Here is a 15,045-nt window from a genome sequence, read left to right on the forward strand (position 1 = left end):
CGCGGTGGATCCCTGTGGATCGCGGGCAATCCCCTGGATCGCTGGCGATCGATCGCGGCGATCGACACGATCGATCGCGGCTCAGCCGGCCCGGCGCACGGGCTGCGCGGCGAGGACCGCGTCGGCCGGGCGGCCGGTCAGTTCGGCGCGATGGTCGAACCGGGCCGTGTAGCTGCCGACGCCCGCGGTGATCGAGCGCAGCTCCACGATCAGGCCGCTCATCTCCGCCTCCGGGATCAGCGCCTCGACGCGATCCCAGCCCGGCCAGCCGGGCCGCGCGTCGAAGCCCAGGATCTGGCCGCGGCGCGCCGTGACGAGGCCGGTGGCGCGGGCGGTGGCGGCGGACGGCACCGCCAGCGACACCGCCAGGATCGGCTCCAGCAGCACCGGCCCGGCCTTGGGCAGGGCCTCCTCCAGGGCGAGCCGGGTCGCGGCCTGGAAGGCGGCGTCGGAGGAATCGACCGCGTGGGCGGCCCCGTCCGTCAGGGTCACGGCGACGTCGACCACCGGGAAGCCGAGCGGCCCGCGGGCCATGCAGGCGCGGGCGCCCGCCTCCACCGAGCCGATATACTGGCGCGGCACCGCCCCGCCCACCACCTCGTCCTCGAACAGGAAGCCCTCGCCCCGCGGCAGCGGCCGCACCGAGAGCGCCACGTCGGCGAACTGGCCGTGGCCGCCGGTCTGCTTCTTGTGGCGCGCCCGCGCCGAGGCCGCGCCCCGGATCGTCTCCCGGTAGCCGACCTTGGCGCGGTCGGTCTCGACCCCGATGCCGAACCGGGAGGCGAGTCGCTCCACCGCCACCCGCAGGTGCATCTCGCCCTGGCCGGTGAGGCGCATCTCGCCGAGGTCCGCGTGCTGCTCCAGGGCCAGGGCCGGATCCTCCTCCAGCACCTTGGCCAGCGCGCCGGCGAGGCGCACGTCGTCCTTGCGGTCGCGGATGCGCAGGGACACGGCGTGGACCGGCTCGGGGCGGGGCAGGTCCGCGAGCGCGGCCGGGGCCTCGCTCCCGGCCTGGAGCGTCTCGCCCGTGGCGATGCCGTCGAGCTTGGCGAGGCCCGCCACCTCGCCCGCCCGGGCCTCCGGGACGCGCGCGCCGCCCGCGCCCGTGAGCGCGGCGAGGCCGGCGATGCGCCCGCCCCCGCCGCCGCTGCCGGCGACCGCCTCGCCCTCGCGCAGGGTCCCGCGCAGCACCCGCGCCACCGAGAGCTTGCCGCCGAATCCCGAGTGCAGGGTCTTGACCACCTGGGCCAGCGCCGGCCCCTCCGGCGCGACGCCGAGGCGCGCGCAGGTCTCGGGCAGGCCGGGCGCCTCGTGCCGCAGGGCCTTGAGGAGCCGCGTGACGCCGTGTCCGTGCTCGGCCGACCCGAACAGCACCGAGACCACCTGCCCCTCGCGCAGCTCCCGGGCGAGGTCCGAGAAGACCCGGTCGCGGGCCGGCTCGACCTCCGAGATCAGGTCCTCCATCAGCGCGTCGTCGTGGTCGGCGAGCCGCTCCAGCATGGTGAAGCGCTCGGCCTTCTCCCGCGGCCACTCGCCCTCCGGCAGGTCCACCACCTCGCTCGGGGCCTGCTCGCGGTAGACGAAGGCCCGCTCCAGGGCGAGGTCGATGAAGCCGACCGCCGCCTCCCCCTGCCAGAGCGGGATCTGGCGCAGCAGGAGCGGCACGGACGATGCGGGCTGGAGCAGGGCGAGCGCGTCGCGCAGCGAGCCCGCCGCGGCGTCCGCCTTGTTGATGAACAGGAGGCGGGGGAGACCGGCGGCCTCCAGGTCGCGCAGGCAGAGTTCGAGGGCCGGCCGCTTGCGCTCATCCGCCTCGCAGACGACGATCGCGGCGTCGCAGACCGGCAGCACCGCCCGCACGTCGTGCGCGAACTCCACCGAGCCCGGACAGTCGACGAAGGTGAAGCTGTCGCCCAGGAAGCTCACGGTGGCGACGGCCGGCTCCACGCTCATGCCGTGGGCCTTGGCCTCCGCGGAGGTGTCGCCGACCCGGTTGCCCGAGGCCGCGCGGCCGGGGCGGTCGATCGCGCCCGTGCGGTGGAGGATGGCTTCCAGGAGGGCGGTCTTGCCGCTCTGGAAAGGTCCGACGATCGCGATGCACCGGGTCTGCCCAGCCACGTGACGCCTCCTCGTGTGCGTGCCCTCTCGGTGAGCACTTGACCGGGGAGTTAAGCACCGGGCCGGGCCGGGGTCCAGGCAGGTTTCCGGGCGCGGCGGGATGGCGCGGGACGCCTCCTCCATTCGGGGGGCGCCGCGCCGCGCGCGGCCCGCCATCCTCGCGGCCGGCACCGGGGCGCGCCGCGCGGCAGCGAGCCGGCGGGCCCGAGACGGCCGGGAGGGAACGCCACGACCATCTCCGCGCGCGGAGCGGGCCCGGGGGCGCGATCGACGCCCGCCCCCTCGACCGGGAGACGTGTCATGCCCCCCGCTCTGTTCCTGTTCCGGCTCGGCTGGCTCGCGGCCCTGGCGCTCCTCGCGCTGGCGATCGGCTACTCCGCCGCCCACGGCATCCCCGGAGGCGCCGGCCCCGCCCGCGGCACGTCCCTCGCCCGCTGACCGGCCGCGCGCATTGGACAGACGCCCCGCGCCGTCGCATGGTCCGGCGACGAGGCGGCGGGAGGCGCGATGTCGGGGAGCGGAACGGACGCGCGGCCGCTCGGCGGTCTCACGGTGCTGGCGCTCGAACAGGCGGTGGCGGCGCCCTACTGCTCGTCGCGGCTCGCCGATGCGGGCGCGCGGGTGATCAAGGTCGAGCGGCCGGAGGGCGACTTCGCGCGGGGCTACGACGCCGCCGTGAACGGGCTCTCGACCTACTTCGTCTGGCTGAACCGGGGCAAGGAGAGCCTCGTCGCCGACATCAAGGACCCGGCCGACGCGGCCCTGCTGCACGCGATCCTCTCCGACGCGGACGTGTTCATCCAGAACCTCGCGCCCGGCGCGGCCGCCCGGGCCGGGTTCGGCGCCGAGGCCCTGCGGGCGCGCCACCGGCGGCTCATCACCGTCGACATCACCGGCTACGGCAGCGGCCACGCCTACGCGCCGATGAAGGCCTACGACCTCCTGGTCCAGGCCGAGAGCGGGCTCGCGGCGATCACCGGGCACCCGGCCGGGCCGGGCCGGGTCGGCGTCTCGGTCTGCGACATCGCCTGCGGGATGGCCGCCCACGCCGCCGTGCTGGAGGCGCTGATCGGGCGCGAGCGCACCGGGGAGGGCGCGCGGCTCGACGTCAGCCTGTTCGACGGCATGGCGGATTGGATGACTGTGCCGCTCCTGTACTTCGAGGGGACCGGCCGCGCCCCGGAGCGGGTCGGCCTCGCCCACCCGTCGATCTGCCCCTACGGGGCGTTCCGCACCGCCGACGACAGCCTGGTGCTGATCTCGATCCAGAACGAGCGCGAATGGGCCGCCTTCTGCGCCGGCGTCCTGGGCGAGCCCGACCTGCCGTCCCGCGAGGGCTACGGCTCGAACACCGCCCGGGTCGCGAACCGGGCCGCGGTGGACGCGCGGGTCGCCACCGCCTTCGCGGCCCTCACCCGGGACGAGGCCGCCGCCCGGCTCACCGCGAGCGGCACCGCCTACGGCTTCGTCAACGCGGTCGCCGACCTCGTCACCCATCCGGCCCTGCGCCGCGTCGCCGTCGAGACGCCGGCGGGCCCGGCCGTGATCGTGGCGCCGCCGGCGCTGATCGACGGGCGCGGCCGCCCGCTCGGGCCGGTGCCGGGGATCGGCGCCCAGAGCGCCGCGATCCGGGCCGAATTCGCCCCCGCCCTCGCTTCGAGCCTGTGATGACCGCTCTCGACCTCGACCACCTGCGCGGCTGGATCGGCCGCAGCCGCATCGTGGAGGACGTCGTCACGCCCCGCCTCGCGGCGGAGTACCGGGCGACCTTCGCGCCGCACCTCGCCCCGGTGGGGGAGGGGGAGGCGCCCCTCGCCCTGCACTGGTGCCTCGCCCCCGAGACCCCCGCCGCCGAGACGCTCGGGCCGGACGGCCACGCGGCGAAGGGCGGCTTCCTGCCGCCGGTGCCGCTGCCGCGCCGGATGTGGGCCGGGGGCGAGATCGAGATCCTGCAGCCTTTGCGCCTCGGCGACCGGGTGGCCCGCCGCGAGACCGTGGCGGACGTCGCCGCGAAGGAGGGCCGCACCGGCACCCTGTGCTTCGTGACGGTGCGCCACGCGTACGAGACGGCGCGCGGCCTCGCCATCCGCGAGCGCCAGGACATCGTCTACCGGGAGGCCGCCCGGCCGGGGGCGCCGGCCGCGGCACCGCCGCCGGCGCCCGAGAGCCCGCCCGCCGAGGCCGCCTGGACCGTCCCGGCCACGCCGGTGCTGCTGTTCCGCTACTCGGCCATGACCTTCAACGGCCACCGCTTCCACTACGACCACCCCTACGCGACCCAGGTCGAGGGCTATCCGGGCCTCGTCGTGCACGGGCCGCTGCAGGCGAGCCTCCTGCTCAACCTCGCGGCGGTGCTGCTCGGGCGGGTCCCGGAGCGGTTCCGCTACCGCGGGGTGTCGCCGCTGATCGCGGGCGGGACCTTCCGGGTCGCGGGCCGACGGGAGGCGGGGGGGTTCTCCGGCTTCACGGCGGATGCCGGGGACGCGCTGTGCATGGAGGCCTCGGCCTGACACCTGACGCTCGATCCCTCGCTCCACTGTCGCCCGCGAAGCCGACATGGGGACCCGCGCGGCCTGCCCCCGTGACATCGCGCGATCGTCGCCTTGCGCCCGTCCGCCTCACCTGCCAAGCTCGCGACCATAAACGGCCGGAACGGCCGACCCGGGAGGAGACGCCATGACCCGCCCCGCCGGCCTCGCGCCGCTGACCCGCCGCGCCGCCGCGGCGGCCGCCGCGCTCCTCCTCCTGGGCGGCGCCGCCCTCGCGCAGAGCCCGATCGTCATCAAGTTCAGCCACGTCGTCGCCCCCGACACCCCGAAGGGCCGCGGCGCCGACAAGTTCAAGGAACTCGCCGAAAAATATACGAACGGCCGCGTAAAGGTGGAGGTCTACCCGAACTCGCAGCTGTTCAAGGACAAGGAGGAGGTCGAGGCGCTCCAGCTCGGCGCCGTGCAGATGCTGGCGCCATCGCTGGCGAAGTTCGGGCCGCTCGGCGCCAAGGAGTTCGAGGTCTTCGACCTGCCCTACATCCTGCCCGACAAGACGGCCCTGCGCCGCGTGACCGAGGGCCCGCTCGGCAAGCGGCTGTTCGAGAAGCTCGAATCCAAGGGCATCACCGGCCTCGCCTACTGGGACAACGGCTTCAAGCTCATGAGCGCCAACAAGCCGCTGCGGATGCCGGCGGATTTCCGCGGCCTCAAGATGCGCATCCAGTCCTCGAAGGTGCTGGAGGCGCAGTTCCGGGCGCTCGGCGCCATCCCGCAGGTGATGGCCTTCTCGGAAGTCTACCAGGGCATGCAGACCGGCGTCGTCGACGGCTCGGAGAACACGCCCTCGAACATGGTTACGCAGAAGCACCACGAGGTGCAGAAATACGCGACCCTGTCGGATCACGGCTATATCGGCTACGCGGTGATCACCAACAAGAAGTTCTGGGACGGCTTGCCGGCCGACGTGCGGCCCCCGCTCGAGAAGGCGATGGCGGAGGCCACGGCCTTCGCCAACGAGGCGGCGACCAAGGACAATGCCGATGCCCTCGAGGCCATGCGGCAATCGGGGCGGATCACCTTCATCACGCTCACCGACGAGGAGAAGGCCGCCTGGCGCACGGCGCTGGACCCGGTCGCGGCCGAGATGACGAAGCGCATCGGCAAGGACGTGATCGAGGAGTTCCAGCGCGAGGCGCGCACGCAGTAGGGACACCGTCCCCATCGCCCCCTTTTCCGGACGACTGAAGCGCCAGCGGAAAGAGATCCGGAAACCAGCCTGAGGAGTTGCCGCGAAGCGGCTCCGGATTTCAGCAACGTCGCCGATACACGGACGCTCCGCGGCTTCCTGTGCTGGTTTCCGGATCTCCTTCCACTTCGTTTCAGTCGTCCGGAAAAGGGGACGGAGGCCCAGACGTCTGGTGCCTTTTCCCTGTTCCGAACACATCTCCGGTCCGCCCCGCATGATCCTCCTGCGCCTCCTCGACCGCCTCGAAGAGATCCTGATCGGCGCGCTGATGGCCGGCGCGACGCTGCTGATCTTCGTCGCCGTCGTCCATCGCTACGCCTCCGGCATCCCGGTCCTCTACCCGGTCACCGCCGCCATCCACCTGTCCTGGGCGCAGGAACTCTGCATCTACATGTTCGTGTGGATGGCGAAGTTCGGCGCCGCCTACGGGGTGCGCACCGGGATCCACGTCGGCGTCGACGTGCTGGTCAACCGCCTCGATCCGCGCCTCCGCCGCGGCGTGATCCTGTTCGGCCTCCTGTGCGGGGCGCTGTTCACCGCCACCATCGCCGCGATGGGGGCGAAGTTCGTGCTCGGCCTCGTCGACACCGACCAGACCTCGCCCGACCTGGAGATCCCGAGCTGGATCGTCTACCTCGCCATCCCGCTCGGCTCGGCCCTGATGTGCTTCCGCTTCCTGCAGGTCGCCTGGCGCTTCGGGCGCACCGGCGCGCTCCCGCACCACGATCCGGGCCACGTCGAGGGCGTGGTCGAGAGCCCGCAGGCCGCCCGCGACCTCGCCGCCGAGGAGCGCGCGCGATGAACGGCGCCGTCATCTTCGGGCTCCTCGTCGCCCTGATGCTCACCGGCATGCCAATCTCGATCGCGCTCGGCCTGTCGGTTCTCACCTTCCTGTTCGTGATGACGAGCGTGCCGATCGAGGCGGTGGCGCTCAAGCTGTTCACCGGGATCGAGAACTTCGAGATCATGGCGATCCCGTTCTTCATCCTGTCGGGCAACTTCCTCACCCATGGCGGCGTCGCCCGGCGGATGATCAACTTCGCCACCGCGATGATCGGCCACTGGCACGGGGGCCTCGGGCTCGCGGGCGTGATGGCCTGCGCGCTGTTCGCGGCGATCTCGGGATCGAGCCCGGCCACCGTCGTCGCCATCGGGTCGATCATCCTGCCCGCCATGGTGGCGCAGGGCTTCCCCAAGCGCTTCGGGGCGGGCGTGATCACCACCTCGGGGGCGCTCGGCATCCTGATCCCGCCCTCGATCGTGATGGTGATGTACGCGGTGGCGACGAGCGGCGCCGTGGTGGTCGGGCCGGACGGCAAGAGGGTCTCGTCGGCCTCGATCTCGACCCTGTTCGTGGCCGGGATCGTGCCCGGCCTGATGCTGGCGGGCTTCCTCGGCTTCACGACGTGGTGGCGCGCCCGCCGCTTCGGCTACCCGCGCCTGCCCCGCGCCTCCTGGCGGCAGCGCTGGGTCGCGTTCCGCAAGTCCCTGTGGGGGCTGCTCCTCATCGTGCTGGTGCTGGGGGGCATCTATACGGGCGCCTTCACGCCCACCGAGGCGGCGGCGGTGAGCGCCGTCTACGCCTTCGTGATCGCGGTCTTCGTCTACCGCGACCTCACCTGGCGCGACGTGCCGCGGGTGCTGCTCGACTCCGCCAACATGAGCGCGATGCTCCTCTACATCATCACCAACGCGGTCCTGTTCTCGTTCCTGATGACCAGCGAGCAGATCCCGCAGGCCATGGCGGGCTGGATCACCGGGGCGGGCCTCGGCCCGGTCGCGTTCCTGCTCATCGTCAACCTGCTGCTGCTCATCGCCGGCAACGTGATGGAGCCCTCCTCCATCGTGCTGATCATGGCGCCGATCCTGTTCCCGATCGCCGCCAAGCTCGGCATCGACCCGGTCCATTTCGGCATCCTGATCGTCGTGAACATGGAGGTCGGGATGTGCCACCCGCCGGTGGGACTGAACCTCTACGTGGCCTCCGGCATCACCCGGATGGGGATCACCGAACTCACCGTCGCGGTCTGGCCCTGGCTGCTGACGATGCTGGTCTTCCTCGTGGTGGTGACCTACGTGCCGGCCCTCTCCCTGTGGTTGCCGCGGCTGCTCGGCATGATGTGAGCGCCGTCCGGCGCGCCGGAGGACGCTGGGTCACGGCCGATGGCGTCCCCGCTCGACGCCGCGACGCGAAGACGATCGCCCGCTGTTAAGGTTTTGTAAGCCAAACCCGTCGTTTTCTGTCTCCCACGCGGAGGCGGATCACGCGGTGCATCGGGACGGGGCGGACATCTGGGTCAAGGGTGCGGCCGGCGCGGCGCTCGCCCTCGGGCTCGCTGCGCCCCTCGCGGTGCCCCCAGCGCGGGGTCCGGTCGCGGTCGTGGGCCCGCCGGGAGACGGGCTGCCGGCCGTCGCGCGCATCGTCGCGGCGGCGGGCGGCGCGATCCTCGCGCAAGGCCGCTTCGGCAATCTCCTGGTGGCCGTGTCCGACGCGCCGGGTTTCGCGCGCCGCCTCTACGCGGCCGGCGCGTGGCTCGTCCTCGACCCGCGGCTCGCCGTCGGCTGCGGGCCGGATCCGGGCTCCGACGCCCCCTCGCGCAAGGACTGACGCCGCGATGACGAAACTCGACACGCTCCGCCGCGGCTTCGCGCGGATCCTCATCCCGGTCCTCTGGCTGCACCTGCCGCTGCTGGCGGGCGCCGAGGCGCTCACGCGCGGCCTCACCGGCGGGCCGATCCTCGGGGCCGCGCTGCTGGCGGGCGCCGTGACGCTGCTGTGGTGGCGCGATCCGATCGGTGCGGCGACGCGGATCGCCTCGGGCGCGGCGCTGATCGGGATGGCGGCCCTCCTCGTGGCACTCGCCGCCGGCTATCCCTGGCAGGCCGACCTGCACATGTACTTCTTCGCCTGCCTCGCGGTGCTGATCGGCTGGTGCGACGGGCGGGTGATCCTGACGGCGTCGGCCGTGATCGCCCTGCACCACCTCGCGCTCGGCCTCGCACTGCCGGGGCTGGTCTTCCCCGGCAGCGCGGACGCGATCCTCGGGCGGATCGTCCTGCACGCCGGCATCGTGACGATCGAGGCCGCCGTGCTCGCGTGGGTCGCCCGGACCGTCACCTGGGCCTTCGCCGAATCCGCGCAGGCGCAGGAGGAGGCGGAGGCGCACGCGCAGCGCCTGGAGGCGCTGGAGAGCGAGGGCCGGGTGGTTCGCGCAGAGGCCGACGAGGCCCGCCGGGCCGAAGCCCTCCACCTCGCGGACAGCGTCGAGACCCGGATCGGCGGCATCGTCGGCGAGGTCTCGGCAGCGGCCGAATCCCTGCGCGCCACGGCGAGCGGCCTCTCCGAGGCGGCCGACCGGACCGCGGCGCAATCGGCCTCGGTGGTGTCCGCCGCCACGGAGGCGTCCGGCCATGTCGGCATGGTCGCGGCGGCCGCCGAGGAACTCGGGGTCTCGGTCCAGGAGATCGGGCGGCAGGTCTCCGGCTCGGCCGCGCTCGCCCAGGCGGCGGTCGGCGAGACGGACCGCACCGCCGCCCAGGTGCGCGAACTGAGCGAGGCCGCGACGCGGATCGGCGACGTGGTCGGCCTGATCGCCTCGATCGCCGCCCAGACGAACCTGCTGGCGCTGAACGCCACCATCGAGGCGGCCCGGGCCGGGGAGGCGGGCCGGGGCTTCGCGGTCGTCGCCGCCGAGGTCAAGGAACTCGCCTCCCAGACCGCCAAGGCCACGGACGAGATCGGCAGCCAGATCGCCCGCATCCAGGCGGCCACCGGCGAGACGGTCACGGCGATCGGCGGGATCGCGGGCCGCATCCGCGAGATCAGCACCGTCGCCACGGCGATCGCGGCGGCCGTGGAGGAGCAGGACGCGGCCACCCGGGAGATCGTCCGCACGGTGAGCCAGGCCGCCGCCGGCACCGCCTCCGTCACGCAGACCATCGGGGGCGTCGCCGGGACGGCGGGCGAGACCGGCGGCGCGGCCGACCGGGTGCTCTCCGCCGCCTCCGACCTGTCGCGGCAGGCCGAGCGGCTCGACGGCGAGGTCCGCCACCTCGTGGGCGCGATGCGGGCCGCCTGACCGCCCGCGCCGCGCCGTCCGCGACGGGTTCCCGCCATCCGCACCCTGGCTTATCCTCGGACAACGGCGCCCCGCGGGCGCCGCAGGCCCGGAGCGCGCCATGGCCCTCGTCGTCCCGGTCATCCTCGGCTCGGTCCGGCAGGACCGCATCGGCCTTCGCGCCGCCCGCGCCCTCGTCGGGGCGCTCGCCGCCCGCGGCCACGAGGCGCCGCTGATCGACCCCGCCGCCCTCGGCCTGCCGCTCCTCGACCGGATGTACAAGGAATACCCGCGGGGCGAGGCGCCGCCGGTGCTGGAGGACCTCGCCGCCACCTACCGCCGGGCCGATGCCTTCGTGGTCGTGTCGGGGGAGTACAACCACAGCATCCCGCCAGCCCTGTCGAACACCCTCGATCACTTCCTGGAGGAGTATTTCTGGCGGCCCTCCGGGATCGTCTGCTACTCGGCCGGCCGCTACGGCGGCGTGCGGGCGGCGATGCAGCTGCGCGCCATGCTGGCCGAACTGGGCACGCCGAGCATTCCCTCGCTGCTGCCGATCCCGGAGCTGCACAAGGTGCTCGATCCCGAAGGCGCGCCGCTCCAGCCCTGGTTCGAGGCCGCGGCAGGGCGCTTCCTCGACGAACTCGCGTGGTACGCCGAGGCGCTGCGGGCGCGGCGGGCGGAGGGCACGCCGTACTGAGCGGCGGCCGAATCGGTCGCCGCTGCGGCGTCGACTCGGTCGTGCCGTCAACGTCGCGTTAAGGACATTTCTCCATCGTTGCCGAGGTCTCCGACCGCCGACCGGGACGCCCCGGTTCCCGCGGCCCGAGCCTCGCTCCCGACGAGGATCCGATGTCCGTTCTGCGTTTCCGTCCCTCTCCCGCCGCCCTCGCGGCGATCGTCCTCGGCGGCCTCGCCCTGTTCGGCTGGGGGGCGTTCGGCGTCACCGCCTCGGGCCAGCGCGGCCTGGAAGCGCGCCTGGCGCAGGCGGAGAGCGAGCGGGACGCGCTGCAGGCCTGGCAGCGGCAGTTCAAGGACACCGAGGCGGCCCTGCGCGACGTGCAGGGCAAGGTCGCGGCGGCCCGCGAGGAGGTCGCCCAGGTGACGGCGGCCCGCGAGAAGGCCAAGCAGCAATTCACCGCCACCCAGCGGGACCTCGTCGCCCTGACCAAGCGCCTGGATCAGGCTCGCGACAAGGTCACCCAGACCGGCAGCCTCCCGGCGGCCGAGTCCGGGAAGAAGCCGGCCCGGTAAGACCAGCGGTCATTTTTAATGACCGCTGGTTCCGTTCTCGAATTTTCGTCAAGCCTCTGGCTTGGCATCGAAAATTCGAGATGGTCAACGGCCCCGTCGATCTCGGGCCTGCCCGAGATCGAATCGATGCGTCAGCATCCTGGACCGTTGGTATAAGGCGCCGGTCGGCCGGCGTCACCGCCCCTTGGCCGCGATGGCGTCGGCCCAGGCGACGGAGCGGCGCGCCATCCCGATGTGCTGGCGCTCGAACATGCGGCCGTTGATCTGGATGGCGCCGCGCTTGGCGTTCTCGGGCCGCTCGAAGGCGGCGATCACGCTGCGGGCGATCTCGACCTCGGACTCCGTCGGCGTGAAGGCGTCGTTGGCGGGGGCGACCTGGTTGGGGTGGATCAGCGTCTTCCCGTCGAAGCCGAGGATGCGCGCCTGGCGGCACTCCTCGCGCAGGCCCTCGACATTGGCGAAGTCGTTGTAGACGCCGTCCAGGATGGACAGGCCCTCGGCGCGGGCGGCGGCCAGCGCCATCATCAGCCAGGGCAGCATCGGGGCACGGCCCGGCACGATCTGCGTCCAGGTGTCCTTGGCGAGGTCGTTGGTGCCGAGCACGAAGCAGGCGAGCCGGGTGCCGGGATTGCGGCGCGCCGCGGCGATCGCCTGGATGTTGAGGATGGCGGCGGGGGTCTCGATCATCGCCCAGACCTTGAGGTGGGCGGGGGCGTCGAGGGCCTCCAGCCGGTCGGCGATGTTCTCCAGCACCGCGGGCGAGGAGACCTTCGGCATCAGGATCGCGTCCGGCCCGGCCTCGATGGCGGCCTTCAGGTCCGCCTCGCCCCAGGGGGTCTGGGGCGCGTTCACGCGCACGATCAGCTCGCGGTCGCCATAGGCGCGGCTGCGCACCGCCGCGCAGACCTGCTCGCGCGCCACGTCCTTGGCGTCGGGCGCGACCGCGTCCTCCAGGTCGAGGATCAGCGCGTCGGCCGGCAGGACCCGGGCCTTCTCCAGGGCGCGCGCGTTCGAGCCCGGCATGTAGAGCACGCTGCGGCGCAGGCGGAGATCGGTCATCGTGGGGTTTCCTCCTCGTTTCGCGCCAGCCTAGCCGAAAATGCTGCGGCGCACAGGAGGGCGGGCTACTCGGCGGCCATCCGGGCGGGACCGAGGTCGAGAGGCAGGGCCGCCACCGACCGGACCACCCCAGCGAGGCTCGCCACGAGGGCGTCGAAGCCGGGCTTCGGGGTGAGCGTGCGCTCGTCCATGTAGAGGCCGCGGTTGATCTCGACCTGGAGCGCGTGGCGCCCGAGGGCCGGCTCGCCGTAATGCTCGGTGATGAAGCCCCCCGCGTAGGGCCGATTGCGCACCACCCGGAAGCCGCGCGCGTGGAAGGCCGCCTCGACGGCCTCCGTGAGGACGTGGGCGCAGGCGGTGCCGAAGCGGTCGCCGAGCACCACGTCGACCCGCGGCCCCTCCTCGCGGCCGAGGCTGGTCGAGGGCATCGAGTGGCAGTCGATCAGCACCACGTGCCCGAAGGCGGCGGTGGTGCGCGCGAGCAGCCCCCGCAGGATCCGGTGATAGGGCTTGTAGAGCGCCTCGATGCGGGCGGTGGCCTCCTCGACTGGCAGGCGGCCGCGATAGATCTCCTGGCCGTCCGCCACCACCCGCGGGACGGTGCCGAGCCCCCCGGCCACCCGCATCGAGCGCACGTTGGCGAAGGGCGGCAGCCGCCCGTCGAACATGCGCGGATCGAGCTCGTAGGGCTCGCGGTTCACGTCGAGATAGGCCCGCGGGAAGCAGGCCCGCATCAGGGGGGCGCCGAGCCCCACCACCGGCGCGAAGAGCCGGTCCACGAAGGCGTCCTCGGAGCGGCGCAGGGCCACCGCGTCGAGCCGGGAGGCGGCGACGAAGGAGGGCGGGTAGACCGCGCCGGAATGCCCGGTGTTGAACACGAAGGGCAGGCGCTGCCGCTCCGGCTCGTCGACGACGAAGGGCGGCGCGAACAGGCTCTCGGGACCTGTGCCGCTCATCCGGCCATCCGGGTTCGTGCCGAGGGAGGGGAGGGGAAGCGCGACCTCATCGGGCTAATGTGACGCTGAGGGTCGAGCCTGTCCACTGCGGCGGGAGGGCCGACGGGGGATGGCGGGGCGGGCCGGAAGGATCACTCCCCCGTACGGCGATCGCCCCAGACGGCCTCCGGCGGCCCGAGCCGCTGGCGCGCCCCGTCGAGGAGGCCGCGCCGCACGGCGCGGCGCACCTCCGGCGAGAAGCGGTTGTGCCAGAGATAGATCCCGATCCGGGCCGGCATCAGGAGAAGCGTCCGCGCCTTGTGGGCGGCCGGTACGTGGGGCAGGCGCAGCATGGCGAGCTGGTTGCGCAGGAAGGTGTAGAGGCGCCGGGGCGGCTGGTCCGTGAGGGTGAGGCCGAGGACCCGGATCACCCCGCGCCCGAGGTCGTGCGCCATGGGGACGTCCGGCGCCACCCAGACCGAGTAGCCCCGTGCCGCCGCCCGCATGCCCCACTCGACGTCGATCGCGTCGATGAAGAAGTCGGCCCGGAAGGGCCCGATCGCCCGCGCGGCCGCGCACCCGACGAGGGAGCCCGACGAGAAGGCGAAGCCCGCCCGGCGCAGCGGCCGCCCGGGCCAGCGCGGATCGGCGGCCCGCGCGCCCCCGAGGGGGGCGCCGTCCGGCCCGACCGGCTGGGCCGCCACGATGGCGGGCCGCTCGCCGGCCTCCACCAGCATCCGCCAGCGCGCCGCGAGCGCCGGAACTGCCCCTGGGGCCGGAAGGCTGTCCTGGTCGAGGAGGAACACGAAGGCGTCGCCCTCCGCCTCCGCGGCGGCGAGGAGCCGGTTGTAGGCCGCGCCGACGCCCTCGTTGCCGTCGGGCCGCAGGACGAGGAGCGGCGTCGGCGCCGCGGCGCGGCGCAGCTCCGCCTCGGTCGCCGGATCGAGCGGGGAATTGGCCACCACGGCGAGCGCCCGCAGGCCCGGGGCCACGCGGGCGGCGAGGCGGCGCAGACCCTCGGGATCGGGATGGTAGGCCACGATCCCGGCGAGCACGGCCTGTTGTTCCTCCACGACGCTGCCCCGCTCCCGACCGCCGGCCCGGCCGGCGCATCAACCAAGTGTTTACCAAGGCGCCGCTTTATGGAAAGAACGCCGTCGAATCGACAGCCGGGACCCCGCTCGATGAAGATCCTCCTCGCGGAAGACGACAACGACATGCGTCGCTTCCTCGCCAAGGCCCTCCAGAACGCCGGCTACGACGTGGCCTCGTTCGACAACGGCCTGTCCGCCTACAACCGGCTGCGCGAGGAGCCGTTCGAGCTGCTCCTCACCGACATCGTGATGCCGGAGATGGACGGAATCGAACTCGCCCGCCGCGCCACCGAGCTCGACCCGGACATCAAGGTCATGTTCATCACGGGCTTCGCGGCGGTCGCGCTCAACCCGGATTCCAAGGCGCCCAAGGATGCCAAGGTGCTCTCGAAGCCCTTCCACCTGCGCGAACTCGTCAACGAGGTCGAGAAACTGATGGCGGCCTGACGCGGCCGGCTTCCGCGGCGCGCGGAAACCCTATATCGGGCGCTCGAGAGAGCCCGAGAGCCGCCGGATGCAGCCCGTCACGATCTACACCACGAGCTGGTGCCCCTATTGCTCGGCGGCGAAGTCCCTCCTGCGCGAGAAGGGCGTCGCCTTCACGGAGATCGACGTGGAGGCGAGGGCCGGGGCCCGCCGCGAGATGGTGGACCGGGCGGGCGGACGCACCAGCGTGCCGCAGATCTTCGTCGGCGAGACCCATGTGGGCGGCTGCGACGACCTCTACGCCCTCGACCGGGCCGGCAAACTCGACCCGCTGCTCGCCGGCTGACCGCTTCCGGATTGCCCGGC

16 protein-coding genes are annotated in these 15,045 nt (G+C 73.3%); 12 read left to right on the forward strand and 4 right to left on the reverse strand.

Annotation, left to right across the window (positions count from 1 at the left end):
- Window positions 1-81 precede the first annotated feature (81 nt).
- Entirely contained in the window at window positions 82-2,118 is a 2,037-nt protein-coding gene (locus ACW9J6_RS14250) for an elongation factor G (protein ID WP_457117135.1), read from the reverse strand.
- 300 nt (window positions 2,119-2,418) lie between these two features.
- Between ACW9J6_RS14250 and ACW9J6_RS14255 the strand changes: the two genes are divergently transcribed.
- From ACW9J6_RS14255 to ACW9J6_RS14300, 10 genes are all read left to right on the forward strand, one after another.
- Entirely contained in the window at window positions 2,419-2,556 is a 138-nt protein-coding gene (locus ACW9J6_RS14255; protein WP_457117136.1) for a hypothetical protein, read from the forward strand.
- 69 nt (window positions 2,557-2,625) lie between these two features.
- A complete protein-coding gene (locus tag ACW9J6_RS14260) occupies window positions 2,626-3,786 on the forward strand; it encodes a CaiB/BaiF CoA transferase family protein (RefSeq protein WP_457117137.1) in 1,161 nt (386 codons plus the stop codon).
- A complete protein-coding gene (locus tag ACW9J6_RS14265; RefSeq protein WP_457117138.1) occupies window positions 3,786-4,628 on the forward strand; it encodes an FAS1-like dehydratase domain-containing protein in 843 nt (280 codons plus the stop codon). The genes ACW9J6_RS14260 and ACW9J6_RS14265 overlap by 1 nt, the downstream gene beginning before the upstream one ends.
- Window positions 4,629-4,794: 166 nt before the next feature.
- The gene (locus tag ACW9J6_RS14270; RefSeq protein ID WP_457117139.1) at window positions 4,795-5,814 is read left to right on the forward strand and encodes a TRAP transporter substrate-binding protein; all 1,020 of its coding nucleotides are present in this window, start codon (window positions 4,795-4,797) and stop codon (window positions 5,812-5,814) included.
- Between the two features lie 253 nt (window positions 5,815-6,067).
- Window positions 6,068-6,655 (forward strand): TRAP transporter small permease, encoded by a 588-nt coding sequence (locus tag ACW9J6_RS14275; protein ID WP_457117140.1) that lies wholly within the window; start codon window positions 6,068-6,070, stop codon window positions 6,653-6,655.
- Window positions 6,652-7,977 (forward strand): TRAP transporter large permease, encoded by a 1,326-nt coding sequence (locus tag ACW9J6_RS14280; RefSeq protein ID WP_457117141.1) that lies wholly within the window; start codon window positions 6,652-6,654, stop codon window positions 7,975-7,977. Before ACW9J6_RS14275 ends, ACW9J6_RS14280 begins: the two co-directional genes overlap by 4 nt.
- Before the next feature lie 145 nt (window positions 7,978-8,122).
- Window positions 8,123-8,461 (forward strand): hypothetical protein, encoded by a 339-nt coding sequence (locus ACW9J6_RS14285; protein ID WP_457117142.1) that lies wholly within the window; start codon window positions 8,123-8,125, stop codon window positions 8,459-8,461.
- 7 nt (window positions 8,462-8,468) lie between these two features.
- On the forward strand, window positions 8,469-9,932 hold the full coding sequence (locus ACW9J6_RS14290) for a methyl-accepting chemotaxis protein (RefSeq protein ID WP_457117143.1): 1,464 nt from the start codon (window positions 8,469-8,471) through the stop codon (window positions 9,930-9,932).
- 100 nt (window positions 9,933-10,032) lie between these two features.
- Window positions 10,033-10,611: an NADPH-dependent FMN reductase gene (locus ACW9J6_RS14295; protein ID WP_457117144.1), complete on the forward strand. Its 579-nt coding sequence runs from the start codon at window positions 10,033-10,035 to the stop codon at window positions 10,609-10,611.
- Window positions 10,612-10,763: 152 nt separating this feature from the next.
- On the forward strand, window positions 10,764-11,165 hold the full coding sequence (locus ACW9J6_RS14300; protein ID WP_457117145.1) for a hypothetical protein: 402 nt from the start codon (window positions 10,764-10,766) through the stop codon (window positions 11,163-11,165).
- A 174-nt stretch (window positions 11,166-11,339) separates the two neighbouring features.
- Here ACW9J6_RS14300 and ACW9J6_RS14305 read toward each other — a convergent pair whose 3' ends face one another.
- The 3 genes from ACW9J6_RS14305 to ACW9J6_RS14315 form a co-directional block, all read right to left on the reverse strand.
- Entirely contained in the window at window positions 11,340-12,224 is an 885-nt protein-coding gene (locus ACW9J6_RS14305; RefSeq protein WP_457117146.1) for an HpcH/HpaI aldolase/citrate lyase family protein, read from the reverse strand.
- 65 nt (window positions 12,225-12,289) lie between these two features.
- Window positions 12,290-13,180, reverse strand: coding sequence for an N-formylglutamate amidohydrolase (locus tag ACW9J6_RS14310; protein ID WP_457117147.1), 891 nt, complete (start codon window positions 13,178-13,180; stop codon window positions 12,290-12,292).
- 131 nt (window positions 13,181-13,311) lie between these two features.
- The gene (locus ACW9J6_RS14315) at window positions 13,312-14,232 is read right to left on the reverse strand and encodes a glycosyltransferase (RefSeq protein ID WP_457117148.1); all 921 of its coding nucleotides are present in this window, start codon (window positions 14,230-14,232) and stop codon (window positions 13,312-13,314) included.
- A 111-nt stretch (window positions 14,233-14,343) separates the two neighbouring features.
- Here ACW9J6_RS14315 and cpdR point away from each other — a divergent pair, with 111 nt between their 5' ends.
- Together cpdR and grxC are read left to right on the forward strand one after the other, a co-directional pair.
- Window positions 14,344-14,700: a cell cycle two-component system response regulator CpdR gene (cpdR, locus tag ACW9J6_RS14320; RefSeq protein ID WP_012334928.1), complete on the forward strand. Its 357-nt coding sequence runs from the start codon at window positions 14,344-14,346 to the stop codon at window positions 14,698-14,700.
- 67 nt (window positions 14,701-14,767) lie between these two features.
- Window positions 14,768-15,025: a glutaredoxin 3 gene (gene grxC / locus ACW9J6_RS14325; protein WP_457117149.1), complete on the forward strand. Its 258-nt coding sequence runs from the start codon at window positions 14,768-14,770 to the stop codon at window positions 15,023-15,025.
- Window positions 15,026-15,045: the final 20 nt, after the last annotated feature.

The organism is Methylobacterium sp. JK268 (assembly GCF_054052225.1).